Here is a 14,142-nt window from a genome sequence, read left to right on the forward strand (position 1 = left end):
ACGGGGGCACTGCCACTCGGGGGGACTGCATGACGATTACCGCGCGGGTTCGCAGCGGCGCGATGGCGCTGATCTTGCTTCTGGCCATCGCTTTCGCCGTTTCGGCGTGGCGGATACACACGATCCGGATGGGCGGTCCGATGCATCGCGCGTCGATGGAGATCGCCGATCTCAATGCCGATATCCTGCCGCCGCCCGAATATATCATCGAGCCCTATCTTGAAGCCACGCTGCTGCTCGATCACCCTGAGCGCATCGAAGCCACCCGTGCCAGGCTCGCGGAGCTTCGCAAGGCGTATGACGAACGGCACGCAGTATGGGATAAGTCCGAGCTTCCGGAACCACTGAAGCGCGCGATCCTCAACGAGACGCATACCCCGGCGGTGCGCTTCTGGCAGGAGGCGCAAGGGCCGTTCCTCGATGCGATTGCCGCCAAGGACATGGTCAACGCGCGCACCCGGTATGCGGTGCTGAGCGAAGCCTATGACACGCACCGCAAGGCGATCGACGCACTGGTCAGCGCTACCGCCAAGGAGCAGGCGGCGTTCGGCGACCGCTCTTCCCAGTCGCTCGGCGTTTCGATCGGCGTGCTGACCTTGCTCGCGCTGGCGCTGTTCGGGACCATCGGCTGGTTCGCCTGGTGGCTTACCCGCCGCGTCGCGCAACCGCTGGCCCAGGTTGCCCTGGCGACCACCACACTGTCGCGGGGGCAGGACACCGCCATTCCCTATCGCGACCGTACGGACGAGTTGGGCGACATCGCGCAAGCGGTGGCGCGCTTCCACGCTGCGGCGCGCAGCCGCGCGGAAATGGACGCGGCGCACCTCGCCGAGCAGGAGAATGTCGGCGAGAGACTCGGTGCCGCCCTTGCTGCGCTGGAGAAGGGCGACTTGCGCCACCGCATCCCCACCCCCTTCCCCGGCGTCTACGAGCCGGTGCGGCTCAATTTTAACCGCGCTGCCGGTGCACTATCGGCGATGCTGCGCACCGCGATTCACAGCGCGCGCAACATCGGAACCGGCTCCAGCGAGATCGCCACCGCTTCGGAAGACCTTGCCCGCCGTACCGAGATGACGGCGAACACCCTTCAGGAAACCAGCGCCGCGATCCAGTTGATCGAGAACCGGTTGAAGAGCAGCAGCCAATCGGCGGAGACCACGATGGCGCGTGCCGAACAGGCCGGCGCGATGGTCCATTCGGGCCGCGGCACCGCGCAAAACGCGGCAAGCGCGATGAACAGCGTCTCCGAACGCGCCAATGCGATCGACACGGTGGTCGAGGGGCTCGACAAGATCGCCTTCCAGACGCGGGTGCTGGCGATGAACGCCGCGGTCGAGGCCGGTCGTGCGGGCGAAGCGGGCCGCGGTTTCGCGGTGGTCGCTGATCTCGTCTCCGCACTCGCGCTTCGCGCCGAGGAAGAAGCCAAGCGCGGGCGCGAGCTGATCAACGAGACACAGATTGACGTCGCGCTCGCCGCCAGCGAGGTCCGCGCGGTAGACACCGCGCTGGGCGAGATCGTCGAGAATTTCGACAGCGTCCAGGAACTGCTGCAAGCGCTGCGCGAAGACAATCGTTCGCAGGCCAGCGCGATTTCCGACATTACCCGGTCGGTGGTCGAGATGGAAACCGCCACTCAGCAGAACGCCGCAATGGTGGAGCAGACCTCCGCCGCCGCCCGCTCGCTCGACCGCGAGGCAGCGACGCTGCTCGGCAATGCCGAGGCGTTCCGCGTGGACGAGGAGGTGGCGAGCTACGGCCACGGCGCGGCACAACCGGCGTTCGAGATGGCGTACTGAGCTGGAATCTCCCCCCGCAAATCCCCCTCCCGCTTGCGGGAGGGGTTAGGGGAGGGTGTGTGAGGGTGGCAGGCGACACGCTGAAATAGAGTGCGAAAAGCACAGCTCCCGCTCCTGCGACCGCTCGCTTTGCTTACCGTACACACCCTCCCCCTGCCCCTCCCGCAAGCGGGAGGGGTGTAAAGGGCGTCGCCTAGCTTAGCCTGCCTGCCGCCCCCTACCCCTCGAACGCCGTGAGGATCGGGCACGGCCCCGCGCTGCCCGCCCCGCACTCCCGCGCCAGCCGGGCGAGCCCCTCGCGCGCCTGCACGAGCTCGGCGATCTTCGCATCCAACGCCCCGATCCGCACTCGCGCCAGTTCGCGCGCCCGCGCCCGATCGTCGGTCGCGTCGAGTTCGAGTAGCTCGCCGATCTCCTCCAGCGTGAACCCCGCCGCTTGCGCCGATCGGATGAAGCGCAGCCGCCGCACCTCCCCCTCGCCATAGCGCCGCACGCCCGTATCGGGTGGTCCGCCGCGCACCGGCGTCGGCAGCAGCCCGCGGCGCTGGTAATAGCGCACCGTTTCCACCCCCACCCCGCCGGCATCGGCGAGCTTTCCAATCGTAAGTTGCGACATCGCTTGACTCCGTACCATGGTACGGAGCCTATATGGGGTGCGGAGTGAAGGAAACCCCATGTCATCCGCCTCGGAAAAAAGCGCTATTCTCTACCGCATGGTGATGGGCACGCATGTCTGCCCCTGGGGCCTGCGCGCCCTGCACCTGCTCAAACGCCACGGCTACACGGTCGACGATCGCCACCTCACGACCCGCGAGGACACCGACGCGTTCAAGGCCCGCCACGGCGTGACGACCACGCCGCAGGTGTTCATCGGCGAGCGGCGGATCGGCGGGCATGACGACCTGCGCCGCTTCCTCGGGCTGAAAGTCCGTGATCCCAAGGCCAAGACCTATGTGCCCGTCATCGCGCTGTTCGCCATCGCCGCGCTGATGGCGCTCGCCGCCAGCCAGGCCGCCTATGCCACGCCGTTCACGATGCGCGCGGGCGAGTGGTTCGTCAGCTTTGCGATGTGCCTGCTGGCGATGCTCAAGCTGCGCGACGTGTCGAGCTTCGCGACGATGTTCCTCGGCTACGACCTGCTCGCCCGCCGCTGGGTGCCCTACGCAACGATCTACCCGTTCGCCGAGGCCGCTGCGGGGCTGCTGATGACCGCCAACGTGCTGACCTGGTTCTCCGCCCCGCTGGCGCTGTTCATCGGCGGGATCGGCGCGGCGTCGGTGTTCAAGGCAGTCTATGTCGATCGCCGCGACCTCAAATGCGCCTGTGTCGGCGGCGACAGCAATGTGCCGCTCGGCTTCGTGTCGCTCACCGAAAACCTGATGATGATCGCGATGGGCCTCTGGATGCTCGCGCGACCCCTGCTGGGAGCCTGACCCTTGCGTACCACCTTCGCCGCCCTCGCCCTGCTCGCCCCCCTGCCCGCCTTCGCGCAGGAGGACCACAGCATGCACGACATGGGGTCGATGCCCACCGAGCCCACCCCGCAGGACCATGCCGCGATGGGGCACACCATGCCCGGCATGACGATGGACGAGCCGATGTCGGCCATGCGGATGGGCGGCTCGGACCATGCGACCGGCGGCTCGGGCACGGCGCTGCTGCCCCAGGCCGACGGGCCGATGCGCGGGGTGATGCTCACCCATGGCGACTGGATGGTGATGGCGCACGGCTATGTCTGGGGCGTCTATACCGATCAGGGCGGGAAGCGCGGCAAGGACGAGGCCTTCGTCGAATCGATGGCGATGCTCAGCGCCAGCCGCGACTGGGGCGGTACCTCGCTGCAGCTCCGCGCGATGGGCAGCCTCGAGCCCGCCATGGGCCAGCGCGGCTATCCCAACCTCTTCGCCAGCGGCGAGACCGCCAACGGCCAGCCGCTGATCGACCGGCAGCACCCGCACGACCTGTTCATGGAACTCTCCGCCCGAGTCGATACCCAGGTCGCGCCGGGCACCAAGCTCTTCGTCTATGGCGGCCCCGTCGCCGAGCCCGCGCTCGGGCCGAGCGCCTTCATGCATCGCCGCTCGGCGCGCTATTTCGCGCTGTCGCCGATCGCGCATCACTGGTTCGACAGCAGCCATATCACGTACGGCGTCGTCACCGGCGGGGTGCAGGCGGGGCGGGTGCAGCTCGAAGGCTCCTGGTTCAACGGCCGCGAGCCCGACGAGCATCGCTGGGACATCGATCGCGTGAAGCTCGACAGCTGGAGCGTCCGCGCCAGCTGGTCGCCGACCGACAATTGGGTAGCGCAGGTCTCGACAGGCCATCTGAAGAGCCCCGAAGTCACCCACCAGGGCGAGGACGAGCAGCGCACCACCGCCAGCCTCCACTATAGCAGCGGGAAGGTCTCGGCGATGGTCGCCTATGCCGCCAAGCACCGCCTGCCGGGGCCGGTGCTGAGCGCGTTCACCGCCGAGGCCAACTGGGACCTGACCGGCCGTCACAGCCTGTTCGGCCGGGTGGAGAATGTCGCCAATGACGAGCTCTTCCCGGACCATGACGATCCGCTGCACGACACCAAGTTCCGGGTGACGCGGTTCGAGGGCGGCTACGCGTATCGTATCCCGCTCGCGCACCAGACCGAGCTGGCGCTGGGCGGGTCGGTGGCGGCCTATGCCAAGCCGTCCGCGCTGGATGCGGCGTACGGGAAGGCGCCGGTGAGCTATACGCTGTTCGCGCGGCTGGCGCTGGGGCGGTAAGCGCGGGGGGTGCCCCCTCCATCACGCCGCTGGCGCGGCGCGGTCCCCTCCCCCGCTTCGCGGTGGAGGAGACACCTTTGTGGATAGCGTTTCCTCTCCCGCGCAAGCGGGGGAGGGGGACCGCCGCCGAAGGCGGTGGTGGAGGGGGGCACCCGGTCTTCCCTCCGCAACAAATCCGGCGCATGGGGCCGCCATGCGCTGGACCACCAGATTCGCCGCCGCCGCACTGATCGCGGTCCTTCAGGCCTGTGCCACCCCGCCGGTCCAGGCCCCTGCCCCGCCGCCGGCCGCAGCGGCAGAAATCCGCCCGCCCGTCACGATCCTGATCTCGATCGACGGCTTCCGCGCCGACTATCTTCAGCGCGGCGTCACCCCCAATCTCGTCCGCCTCGCCGCGCAGGGCATCACCGGCTCGATGCGGCCGAGCTTCCCGAGCAAGACCTTCCCCAACCACTGGACCCTGGTCACGGGCCTGGTCCCCGACCATCACGGCATCGTCGGCAACCGGATGGAAGACCCCGCCCATCCGGGCGAGACCTTCACCACCGCCAGCGACGCCCCCTATTGGTGGAATGCCGCCGCGCCGATCTGGGTCGAGGCAGAAAAGGCCGGCATCCGCACCGGCACGGTGTTCTGGCCGGGCGCCAACGTCGCCTGGGGCAGCTCGGTGACCCGGCCCGATCACGGCGACTATGCCGGCGGCACCCGCCCGCACGACTGGCTCCAGTACAACCAGGCGGTGAACGACACCCAGCGCGTCGACACCGTGCTCGACTGGCTCCGCCGCCCCGCCGCCAACCGCCCGCGCTTCGTCACGCTCTATTTCGACCGGGTCGACGTGGTCGGTCACGAGCACGGCCCGGACTCGCCCGAGGTCACCCGGGCCGCTGCCGCCGTCGATGCCCAGATCGGCGCGCTGGTCGACGGTCTCGCCGCGCTCCACCAGCCGGCCAATCTGGTCGTGGTCTCGGATCACGGCATGTCGGAGACCAGCGACACCCGCGTGATCCCGCTCGGCCTGCCCAAGGACAGCTACCATCTGATCGAAGCCGGCCCCTTTGCCGCGCTCACCCCCCTGCCCGGCAAGGAGGCGCTGGTCGAGCAGGCGCTGCTGCGGCCCCATCCGCACATGCAATGCTGGCGCAAGACCGACATCCCCGCGCGCTTCCTCTATGGCAGCAACCCGCGCATCGCCGCGCTGTTCTGCCTCGCCCAGCCGCGCTGGATGATCGTCGAAAAACTGCCCGACGCGTCCTTCACGCGCGGCGAACATGGCTATGACAATCGCTCGGCGGACATGGCTGCGCTGTTCGTCGCCGCCGGCCCCGCCTTCCGCCACGGCACGGTCCCGGCGTTCGACAATGTCGACGTCACCCCGCTGCTCCGCGACCTGCTCGGGCTGCCGCCCAAGGCGAGGCTCGACGGCGACGACACGCGCTTCCGCGCCCTGCTCCAGCCCCGCTGAATCCGCTTGCCAGCAACGGGTTTCTCAATGAAACTCGTTGCCATGCGCTACTTCGACGAGATCCAGCCCGGCGACCGCGCCAGCTTCGGCCGCTACGCCGTCACCCGCGAAGAGGTGCTGGAATTCGCGCGCAAATATGATCCCCAGCCCTTCCACCTTTCGGACGAAGCGGCGGCCGAGACCCATTTCGGCCGGCTGGCGGCGAGCGGCTGGCACACCAACGCGATGACGATGGCGATGCTGGTCGCGCACTACGAACAAAACCCGATCGCCAGCCTGGGCGCGGCCGGGATCGACGAATTGCGCTGGCTGAAGCCGGTCTACCCCGGCGACGTGCTCCGCTGCGAAACCGAAGTGCTGGAGGCGCGCGCGTCGCAAAGCCGCCCCGACATGGGCATCGTCCGCAGCCGCCTGACGACGTTCAATCAGAAGGACGAAGCTGTTCTGACCTTTATCGCCAACGCCCTGATCGCACGCCGAATCGACGGGTGATCGGACCGCGGGCAACCTCGGGTGGAGAACCGCCGCGCGGTGTAGGGGCCGCCGGCCGAAGTTGAGGAAGTTTAGGCGTCCGCGCGTTTCGACGGACTGCCGAAGCGGCGATGCGAAGTTCAGGAAGTTGCGGCCCGTGAAGGGTCGTCAGCATACTGGCCGCTACTCCCGACGCGCACCAACGCCGCGCGTCCCGTCGCGCGCGGGGAGGTGGTACCGAACGGATCAAAGAGCGGCCGACTGAAGATGGCGGTAGCGGATCATATGGGGAACATCGCCGCAGGCGCAAGTCGGCCCTGTGCTACGTTCGGCATCGCGGACAATGCGTGGCGCGAATGCCCGACGTCGGCGGAAAGCGGACTGTGATGGTCAGCGGCTGCGCGTGCCATGCCCAGCCCCTGCTCGCTGCGGCACTAGCAGGATCAACAGAAGGATCGCGATCAAGAGCGTGGCCGTCGCCAGCGGGCGACTGAAATCCAGTCCGCCCTTCGCCACGGGCTTGTCGAGCAAGTCTCCGACAACCGCGCCTAGCGGGCGGGTGAGAATGAAAGCTGCCCAGAACAAAAGCACGCGGGAAACGATGCCGGTGACATAGAGTACGGCCAACCCACCCAGTGCCGCTCCGAACAGGATCGCTGCGCCGGAATAGCCGAGCGGCCCATCCGCTACCCAATCCCCCAATGCCGTACCGAGCGTTTGGGAAAAGGTGATCGTCATCCAATAAAAGGTCTCGGCTCGGGCGGTATCGACGGCGTTGACGTCAACGGTGCCGAGCGCCCGATACCAGCTAAAGAGCGATGCGAGCACCAGTCCGAACAGGAGGATCGAGCCACCGGGATATCCCAAACCCAGGGAACGGGTGGCGAAGTCCGCGAGCGTTGTCCCGACGGTGGTGGATGCGATGATGGTAGCCCAATAGAGCCAAGGGTTGAACCGCCGCGCCCTGATCTGCGAAAAGACCAGCGCGGCCAGCAGCATGCCAAATATCGCGGTACCGACGAGATATCCGTTGATCCCATTGCTGCCGGCGTCCGATGTCGTCTCGCCCAACCAGCTCATGCTCACCGCATCCCCGCCGGTCTCGCCGAGCGTCGTGGCGAGTATCTTGATGATCCAGAAGGTGAGCGTCACCGCCGGAACCTTGCTGCTCGTCGGCTGTGTTTCCACCACGTCTGCGACCTCCAGCGCCCCCAGGCGCTCGTGATCATACGCGGACGCAACGCGGCTGCAATCGGGCGATATCGGGCATTCGCGCGCTTGGCGCCGGCGTGGCCCAATAGTGGGAGTTGCGCTCAGGCATTTTCGGGCGTCCAGGCGGGCGGCCCCCCGGCGCGCTGGCGCGGCGCGGGTTTGATACGGTCCAGCGCCGCTTCTGCGCCTGACGAAACGCGGCCGAATGCGATAAGCTGGCGAGGATGACGGGTTTCTGGAGCACGTGGCGCGGCAAGGGCGCGGATCCGCAGGGCGGTGCATCAGGCCTCCAGCGCCTGTTCGCCGACTATCCCGCCGATCCGCTGCCCCATGCCGGCCCATCGGAGGCGCTGACAACAGTGCAGCAGGATGCAAATCTCGCCGCGTTTCTGGCGCGGCGCGAGAAGCGCCTGCGTGCGATGCTGGACTTCTTCGCACAGCGGGGCATCGCAGCCGCGCCGCTGCTCGATCCCACGGCGGACGGCGCCGCAGCGGCCGCCGAGATTGATGCCTGGCTGAACGACAGCCTGCCCCGCCGCAGCTTCTCGCCGGTGTCCGGCGATCCGCAGCCGAACCCCGACGAGCGCGGCTTTCACACGCGCGACCGGGGCGGCGTGGATGGATATTATGGCTTCCTCGAGGACCTGGGATTGCTGGAAGGCGAAGCGATCCGGCGCCGCGATCCCCGTTTCAGCTGGGCTTTCCATCGCCTGCCCGAGCTGAACGGCGACGGCCGCATCTGCCTCAGCAAGCCCGGCACGACGGGCTGGGCGCCGCTGGCGCTGGATATCGCCGCGCATCTGCTGGCGATCTGCCATGCCAAGATGGCGCCCGACGGCAACAGCAGCGGCCACCATTTCGGCGAGCTGCTGGCCGCCGCGCGCGCCGTCAGGTTCGATCCAGGCGGCGTCACTCGCTAAGCGCACCGCCAACGGGGCGCGGACCGGCAGCGCGCCCGGGCCAGCCTTGCCCTACCGCCGCTCAGGCTGCCTGCAGCGTCGCCGCACGCCGCTTGGCGCTGCCGCGCTCGAGCTTGAACGCGCCGGTCTGGCCGCTCAGCACTTCAACCTCGCGGAGCAGGTGCGTGGTCGCGGCGGAGGTTTCCTCGACCATCGCGGCATTCTGCTGGATTCCCGCCTCGATCGAGCCGAGCGCACCGGACACGGCCTTGGTGGCGTCGGCCTGTTCGCGGCTGGCGCGGGCGATTTCGTCGGCGCGGCGGGCGCTGTCCTCGGTCGAGGTCTCGATGGTCTGGAAAGCCTCATCGATCAGGCCGACCGCGGCGACGGCGGTGCCGATCTCGTCGCGTGCGCGGGTGAGCTGTTCCTTGGCACTCGCCGACTCGGTTTCCGCACGCAGTGCGAGCGCGCTCACCAGATCGGCCACCACGGCGAAGCCGCGGCCTGCCTCGCCGGCGCGGCCCGCCTCGACGGCGGCGTTCATCGCCAACACTCGGGTCTGGAAGGCGATCTTCTCAAGGCCCTCGATCACGCCGTCGATCGCAGCCGAGCTTTCGGTCACCGCCTCCATCGCGACGGTGGCAGCCGTGGTGCGATTGCGGCCTTCGGTCACCGCCGAGCGCGCGGAATGGCTGGCGGCAAGCGACTGATCGGCCGCGGTCGCGGTTTCGCGCACGCTGCCCGTGATCTGCTTGACCGCGACCGCGGTGTTGCTCAGTTCGGCCGAGGCCTGCTCGGTGCGACGGGCGAGATTCCCCGACGCCTGGGCGATCTCGCGGCTGCCGGTCTCGATCGACTGGGTGCTGTCCATCAGCGCGTCGATCAGGTCGCGCAGCCGGTCGATCGCACCGTTATAGCCGTCCTTCAGGTCGCTGAATTCTTCGGGATATTGCTCGGCGATCTTGGCGCTGAGGTCCCCGTCGGCGAGCCGCTGGAAATAGACGCCCATGCCGCGCACCACCGCCGCATGTTCCTTGGCGAGCACGTTCTGCGCGATCTGCTCTTCGGCGGCCTGCTTGAAACTGGCCATCGCTCGGGTGAGCCGCCCGACGCAATCGGTGAACTCGGTATAGGCGATCGGGCTTTTGAGGTCTCCCGCTGCGAGCGCCTCCATGCGCACCACGGTGGTGACATAGGGCACCGCGATCGCCTCGCGCAGCCACCAGGCGCTGACCACGCCAAAGACAAGCAGCCCCACTTCGATGCCGAACGAGACGCGGGGCGCAAATAGGGCGTCTGCCAGGGTCGCTGCCAGCAACAAGCCGACGAAGACGCCGAAAGCTATAAGCAGCTTTAACCGAATCGGCGCATTCGCCTTGAACCACTGCATATGCACCCCACGCCTTTGATATCTGTCCGATCATCATAGGAAAATATTCGTGGACGCGGGTGGCGATGCACCAAGAGGTACTTTTACGTAGAAAGCCTTCCCAAGGCGTTGCGCGAACGACCCGGTTTCGCCGTATGTCGAAGTATTCCGAGCCGAGTTGACTGGCGAGTAGCCGATTTTCGTGCGTACGGCTCGATTTCAACATAAGCTTTTTTGAGTGGAAGCATTTTATCACTCGTGGAAGTCAGGGCGCCGTCGTGCATGTTTCAGCACACGCCCGCCCGACTTCCGAACACGATGCTCGCGCTCAGCGACGGCGCCCGCCGCCCGGCCGGCCACGGAAATCGTGCCAGTTGTTGCGCCACCGCTGGTTGCCGCGCCAGCTGCCGCGACGCTGTTCCCAATATGCACGCTGGCCGTCGTTCCAGGCACGGCGGTGGCGGTAGCGATCATAGACATAGGCGCCGGTGCCGGGATAATAATAGTCGTCGTACCAGCCCCAGTACGGGCTGCCATACGCGTTGCCATAGCCGACCGCGACGCGCGACCCGCCATAGCCATAGCCATCGTCCATGCAGCCGCCGAGTGCCGCCGCGCCGCCGAGAAGCGCCGCGCCGAGGATGGATTTCAAACCGATATGCATGGGTTACGCTCCTGTCCCGGGGGCGCGCGGCGGGGCGATGCCCCTGGCCGCGCCCCTCGGCGGAGAAGCGCACGGATGCCCGCCGGGGTTCCGTCAGTGCCCGTCGAACGCGACGAGCGACGCGACCTGGATCCCGTCGCTGCGCAGCGCGTCGGCGCCGCCGAGATCGGGCAGATCGACGACGAACGAGGCCTGGACCACCTCCGCCCCGGCCTTGCGCAGCAGCCGAACCGCCGCGCGGGCCGTGCCGCCGGTGGCGATCAGGTCGTCGACCAGCAGCACGCGGGCGCCGGGCACCAGCGCATCGGCATGGATGGCGATCCGGTCGGAGCCATATTCGAGGGCATAGTCCTCGGCGATCGTGGCGCCGGGCAGCTTGCCGTCCTTGCGGATCAGCAGCACACCGGTGCCGAGTTGCACCGCGAGCGCCGCGCCGAACACGAAGCCGCGCGCCTCGACGCCGGCGACCAGGTCGATCTTGCCGTCGACCTGCGCCGCCATCTTTTCGATCGTCAGCCGCAGCCCCTCGGGGTCGAGCAGCAGCGTGGTGATGTCGCGGAACAGGATCCCCGGCTTCGGAAAGTCGGGGATCGTGCGGATGCGACTGCGGATGTCTTCGTTCTGCTGGGTGTCCATCAATGCTTCATGCCGCGCCAAACCGTGAGGTACGCGCCATAGGCGAGCCCGGTGGCAAACAGCAAGAAGATCACGACCGCCACGCCCGCCTGGTGGCGCGTCTGCAGCGTCGGCTCGGCGGTCCAGACGAGGAAGGCGGAGACGTCCTTCGCCATCTGGTCCACGCTCGCGCGGGTGCCGTCGTCATACTGGACCTGGCCGTCGCTCACCAGCGGCGGCGGCATCGCGATGTTGAGATTGGCGAAATAGGGGTTGAAGTGCATGCCCTCGGGCGTCTTCATCGCCTCCGGGAAGCGCGCCGCCACCGCCGGATCGGGCTTCTCGCCATAGCCGGTGAGCAGCGAGTGGACATAGGCAGCCCCGTCATGCCGCGCCTTGGTGATCAGGCTGAGGTCGGGCGGGTTGCCGGTGCCGGCATAATAGACCTTGGGGATGCGATCCGACGGAATGTTGTCGCGCTCGCCCCAGGTGCCAGCCTTCTCGTCGAACACCGGCTGCTTGTTCGCCCACTCCTTGGCGATCTTCTTCACCTGGGCGTCGCTATAGCCTAGGTCCTTGAGGTTGCGGAAGGCGATCATGTGCAGCGAGTGGCACGCCGCGCAGACTTCCTTGTACACCTTGAACCCGCGCTGGAGCTGGGCGGTATCGAACTTGCCGAGCGGCCCGTTCGAGGCAATGTCCAGTTCCTTGGGATGCTTGTGCAGCGCCTGCTCGGCGGTTTCCTTCGCCGGCTCCTTGATCACGCCGGTGATGCTGCCGATCAGCGCGAGCAGCAGCACGAAGACGAAGCCGGCACCGATCAGGAACTTGATCGAGCGGAAAAAGATCGACGTCATGGTTCCCGGCCCCCTTATGCCGTCGCCGCGGTGGCGGTGATGCGCGATCCGCCCTCACCCTTGAGCACCGCTTCGGTGATCGAGTTGGGCAGCGGGCGCGGCGTCTCGATCCGCGAAATGATCGGCACGATGATCAGGAAGTGCGCGAAATAATAGGCCGCCGCGATCTGGCTGATGATCACGTACTTCGCCTCCGCCGGAGACCCGCCGCACCAGCCGAGGATCAGCACGTCGGCGACCAGCAGCCAGAAGGCGACGCGGTACATCGGCCGGTAATTGGCCGAGCGCACCGGCGAGCGATCCAGCCAGGGCAGGAAGAACAGCAGCAGGATCGAGCCGAACATCGCCAGCACGCCCCACAGCTTCGCCGGCAGGATGAAGTCCGCGGTGAAGGCGCGCAGGATCGCGTAGAAGGGCCAGAAATACCATTCGGGCACGATGTGCGCGGGCGTCGAGAGCGGGTTCGCGACGATATAGTTGTCCGGGTGACCCAGATAATCCGGATAGAAGAAGATCAGGATCGAGAACAGGATCAGGAACACGCCCACCCCGAAGCCATCCTTGGCGGTGTAATATGGGTGGAACGGGATCGTATCCTGCTCGCCCTTCACTTCCACCCCGGTCGGGTTGTTCGAGCCGGGGATGTGCAGCGCCCAGATGTGCAGGATGATCACGCCCGCGATCACGAAGGGCAGCAGATAATGGAGCGAGAAGAAGCGGTTGAGCGTCGCGTCGTCCGGCGCATAGCCGCCGAGCAGCCAGATGCGGATCCAGTCGCCGACCACCGGGATCGCCGAGAAGAAGCCGGTGATCACCTGCGCGCCCCAGAAGCTCATCTGCCCCCAGGGGAGCACATAGCCCATGAAGGCGGTGGCCATCATCAGCAGGAAGATCACCACGCCGAGCAGCCACACCATCTCGCGCGGCGCCTTGTACGATCCGTAGTGGAGGCCGCGGAAGATGTGGATGTACACCACGATGAAGAACATGCTGGCGCCGTTGGCGTGGGCGAAGCGCAGGAACCAGCCCGCGTTCACGTCCCGCATGATCGTGCCGTTGACCGAATCGAAGGCGCCGGCGGCCGAGCTGTGGAAGTGCATCGCCAGCACGATGCCGGTAACGATCTGGATCACCAGCGAAAGTCCGGCGAGGATGCCGAAATTCCAGAAGTAATTCAGGTTGCGCGGCACCGGATAGCCGGCACCGATCGCGTTATAGACGAACCGCGGCAGCGGCAGCCGATCGTCCACCCATTTCATCACCGGGTTCTTCGGCTCGTAATGGCGCGCCCAGGGAAAGCTCATCCAGGTCTCTCCTCACCCGACCGTGACGACAGTGTCGGACGTGAAATTATATTTTGGTACTTCGAGATTCTTCGGCGCCGGACCTTGGCGGATCCGGCCGGCGGTATCATAGGCCGAGCCGTGGCACGGGCAGAAATAGCCGCCGAACGGTCCGCGATTCTCGCCCTCGCCCGCCCCCAGCGGCACGCAGCCGAGATGGGTGCACACGCCCAGCGTGATCAGCCAGTTCTTGTGGCCTTCCTTGGTCCGCTGGTCGAGCGTCTGCGGATCGCGCAGGCTCGAGACCGGCACCGCATCGGCCTGGGCGATCTCCGCCGGCGTAAGGTTGCGCACGAACAGCGGCTGCTTGCGGAAGCTGGCCTTGATTGCCTGCCCCGGCTCGATCGCGGCGAGATTCACCTCGGTGGTCGACTGTGCGAGCACGTCGGCCGAGGGGTTCATCGAATTGACGAGCGGCAGCACCACCACGCCCGCGCCGACGGCCGCAACGGCGGGGGCAGCGTAGAGAAGATAATCGCGGCGTCGGGGATTCTCGAGGATTTCGCCGCCAGGGCCTACAGTCTGATCGGGAGAAACGCCTTCTTCAAACGTTGCCATGCTCTAGCCCTTGCACTTCGGGAACTCTTCCGCGCGGAAACCGCGGAGAGGAACGCGGACGAAACGAAGCTTAGTGCCGGCCGGATTTCCGGTGGCGTTACAAGTTTGATAGACGGCACACTGCAGCTTTGCCAACA

Annotated in this window: 14 protein-coding genes; 6 read left to right on the plus strand and 8 right to left on the minus strand. The window is 67.0% G+C overall.

Going from position 1 to position 14,142, the window contains the following annotated elements; translation table 11 throughout:
• Positions 1–29 precede the first annotated feature (29 nt).
• Positions 30–1,796, plus strand: coding sequence for a methyl-accepting chemotaxis protein (locus RT655_RS06385; protein ID WP_313535623.1), 1,767 nt, complete (start codon positions 30–32; stop codon positions 1,794–1,796).
• A 217-nt stretch (positions 1,797–2,013) separates the two neighbouring features.
• Here the strand turns inward: RT655_RS06385 and RT655_RS06390 are convergent, their stop codons facing one another.
• The gene (locus RT655_RS06390; RefSeq protein WP_313535624.1) at positions 2,014–2,412 is read right to left on the minus strand and encodes a MerR family DNA-binding protein; all 399 of its coding nucleotides are present in this window, start codon (positions 2,410–2,412) and stop codon (positions 2,014–2,016) included.
• Between the two features lie 58 nt (positions 2,413–2,470).
• Between RT655_RS06390 and RT655_RS06395 the strand changes: the two genes are divergently transcribed.
• The 4 genes from RT655_RS06395 (at position 2,471) to RT655_RS06410 (ending at position 6,509) form a co-directional block, all read left to right on the plus strand.
• Positions 2,471–3,229: a glutaredoxin gene (locus tag RT655_RS06395; protein WP_313535625.1), complete on the plus strand. Its 759-nt coding sequence runs from the start codon at positions 2,471–2,473 to the stop codon at positions 3,227–3,229.
• A 3-nt stretch (positions 3,230–3,232) separates the two neighbouring features.
• Positions 3,233–4,552, plus strand: a complete 1,320-nt coding sequence (locus tag RT655_RS06400; RefSeq protein ID WP_313535626.1) for a hypothetical protein — start codon at positions 3,233–3,235, stop codon at positions 4,550–4,552.
• Positions 4,553–4,745: 193 nt separating this feature from the next.
• Positions 4,746–6,017 (plus strand): ectonucleotide pyrophosphatase/phosphodiesterase, encoded by a 1,272-nt coding sequence (locus tag RT655_RS06405; RefSeq protein WP_313535627.1) that lies wholly within the window; start codon positions 4,746–4,748, stop codon positions 6,015–6,017.
• A gap of 42 nt (positions 6,018–6,059) precedes the next feature.
• Entirely contained in the window at positions 6,060–6,509 is a 450-nt protein-coding gene (locus RT655_RS06410) for a MaoC family dehydratase (protein ID WP_313536919.1), read from the plus strand.
• 369 nt (positions 6,510–6,878) lie between these two features.
• On the opposite strand, the gene RT655_RS06415 is transcribed toward RT655_RS06410, so the two are convergent.
• The gene (locus RT655_RS06415; protein WP_313535628.1) at positions 6,879–7,640 is read right to left on the minus strand and encodes a hypothetical protein; all 762 of its coding nucleotides are present in this window, start codon (positions 7,638–7,640) and stop codon (positions 6,879–6,881) included.
• Between the two features lie 284 nt (positions 7,641–7,924).
• On the opposite strand from RT655_RS06415, the gene RT655_RS06420 reads away from it, so the two are divergent.
• Positions 7,925–8,620, plus strand: a complete 696-nt coding sequence (locus RT655_RS06420; protein WP_313535630.1) for a hypothetical protein — start codon at positions 7,925–7,927, stop codon at positions 8,618–8,620.
• 61 nt (positions 8,621–8,681) lie between these two features.
• Here RT655_RS06420 and RT655_RS06425 read toward each other — a convergent pair whose 3' ends face one another.
• The 6 genes from RT655_RS06425 to petA all read right to left on the minus strand — a co-directional run bounded on the left by RT655_RS06425 (position 8,682) and on the right by petA (position 14,005).
• Positions 8,682–9,989: a methyl-accepting chemotaxis protein gene (locus RT655_RS06425; protein ID WP_313535632.1), complete on the minus strand. Its 1,308-nt coding sequence runs from the start codon at positions 9,987–9,989 to the stop codon at positions 8,682–8,684.
• 307 nt (positions 9,990–10,296) lie between these two features.
• Positions 10,297–10,632: a hypothetical protein gene (locus RT655_RS06430; protein WP_313535634.1), complete on the minus strand. Its 336-nt coding sequence runs from the start codon at positions 10,630–10,632 to the stop codon at positions 10,297–10,299.
• Positions 10,633–10,725: 93 nt separating this feature from the next.
• Entirely contained in the window at positions 10,726–11,268 is a 543-nt protein-coding gene (locus RT655_RS06435; RefSeq protein ID WP_313535636.1) for an adenine phosphoribosyltransferase, read from the minus strand.
• Entirely contained in the window at positions 11,268–12,104 is an 837-nt protein-coding gene (locus RT655_RS06440; RefSeq protein ID WP_313535638.1) for a cytochrome c1, read from the minus strand. The genes RT655_RS06435 and RT655_RS06440 overlap by 1 nt, the downstream gene beginning before the upstream one ends.
• 14 nt (positions 12,105–12,118) lie before the next feature.
• Positions 12,119–13,408, minus strand: a complete 1,290-nt coding sequence (locus RT655_RS06445) for a cytochrome b N-terminal domain-containing protein (protein ID WP_313535640.1) — start codon at positions 13,406–13,408, stop codon at positions 12,119–12,121.
• Positions 13,409–13,420: 12 nt separating this feature from the next.
• On the minus strand, positions 13,421–14,005 hold the full coding sequence (gene petA / locus RT655_RS06450) for a ubiquinol-cytochrome c reductase iron-sulfur subunit (protein ID WP_313535642.1): 585 nt from the start codon (positions 14,003–14,005) through the stop codon (positions 13,421–13,423).
• Between the last annotated feature and the right edge of the window lie 137 nt (positions 14,006–14,142).

It is taken from the genome of Sphingomonas sp., assembly GCF_032114135.1.
GTDB lineage: Bacteria > Pseudomonadota > Alphaproteobacteria > Sphingomonadales > Sphingomonadaceae > Sphingomonas.

Coding starts and splice junctions, on each gene's coding strand:
- RT655_RS06430 (WP_313535634.1), bottom strand. CDS start 10,632: ATGCATATCGGTTTGAAATCCATCCTCGGCGCGGCGCTTCTCGGCGGC.
- RT655_RS06405 (WP_313535627.1), top strand. CDS start 4,746: ATGCGCTGGACCACCAGATTCGCCGCCGCCGCACTGATCGCGGTCCTT.
- RT655_RS06445 (WP_313535640.1), bottom strand. CDS start 13,408: ATGAGCTTTCCCTGGGCGCGCCATTACGAGCCGAAGAACCCGGTGATG.
- RT655_RS06410 (WP_313536919.1), top strand. CDS start 6,060: ATGCGCTACTTCGACGAGATCCAGCCCGGCGACCGCGCCAGCTTCGGC.
- RT655_RS06395 (WP_313535625.1), top strand. CDS start 2,471: ATGTCATCCGCCTCGGAAAAAAGCGCTATTCTCTACCGCATGGTGATG.
- petA (WP_313535642.1), bottom strand. CDS start 14,005: ATGGCAACGTTTGAAGAAGGCGTTTCTCCCGATCAGACTGTAGGCCCT.
- RT655_RS06420 (WP_313535630.1), top strand. CDS start 7,925: ATGACGGGTTTCTGGAGCACGTGGCGCGGCAAGGGCGCGGATCCGCAG.
- RT655_RS06440 (WP_313535638.1), bottom strand. CDS start 12,104: ATGACGTCGATCTTTTTCCGCTCGATCAAGTTCCTGATCGGTGCCGGC.
- RT655_RS06435 (WP_313535636.1), bottom strand. CDS start 11,268: ATGGACACCCAGCAGAACGAAGACATCCGCAGTCGCATCCGCACGATC.
- RT655_RS06390 (WP_313535624.1), bottom strand. CDS start 2,412: ATGTCGCAACTTACGATTGGAAAGCTCGCCGATGCCGGCGGGGTGGGG.
- RT655_RS06425 (WP_313535632.1), bottom strand. CDS start 9,989: ATGCAGTGGTTCAAGGCGAATGCGCCGATTCGGTTAAAGCTGCTTATA.
- RT655_RS06385 (WP_313535623.1), top strand. CDS start 30: ATGACGATTACCGCGCGGGTTCGCAGCGGCGCGATGGCGCTGATCTTG.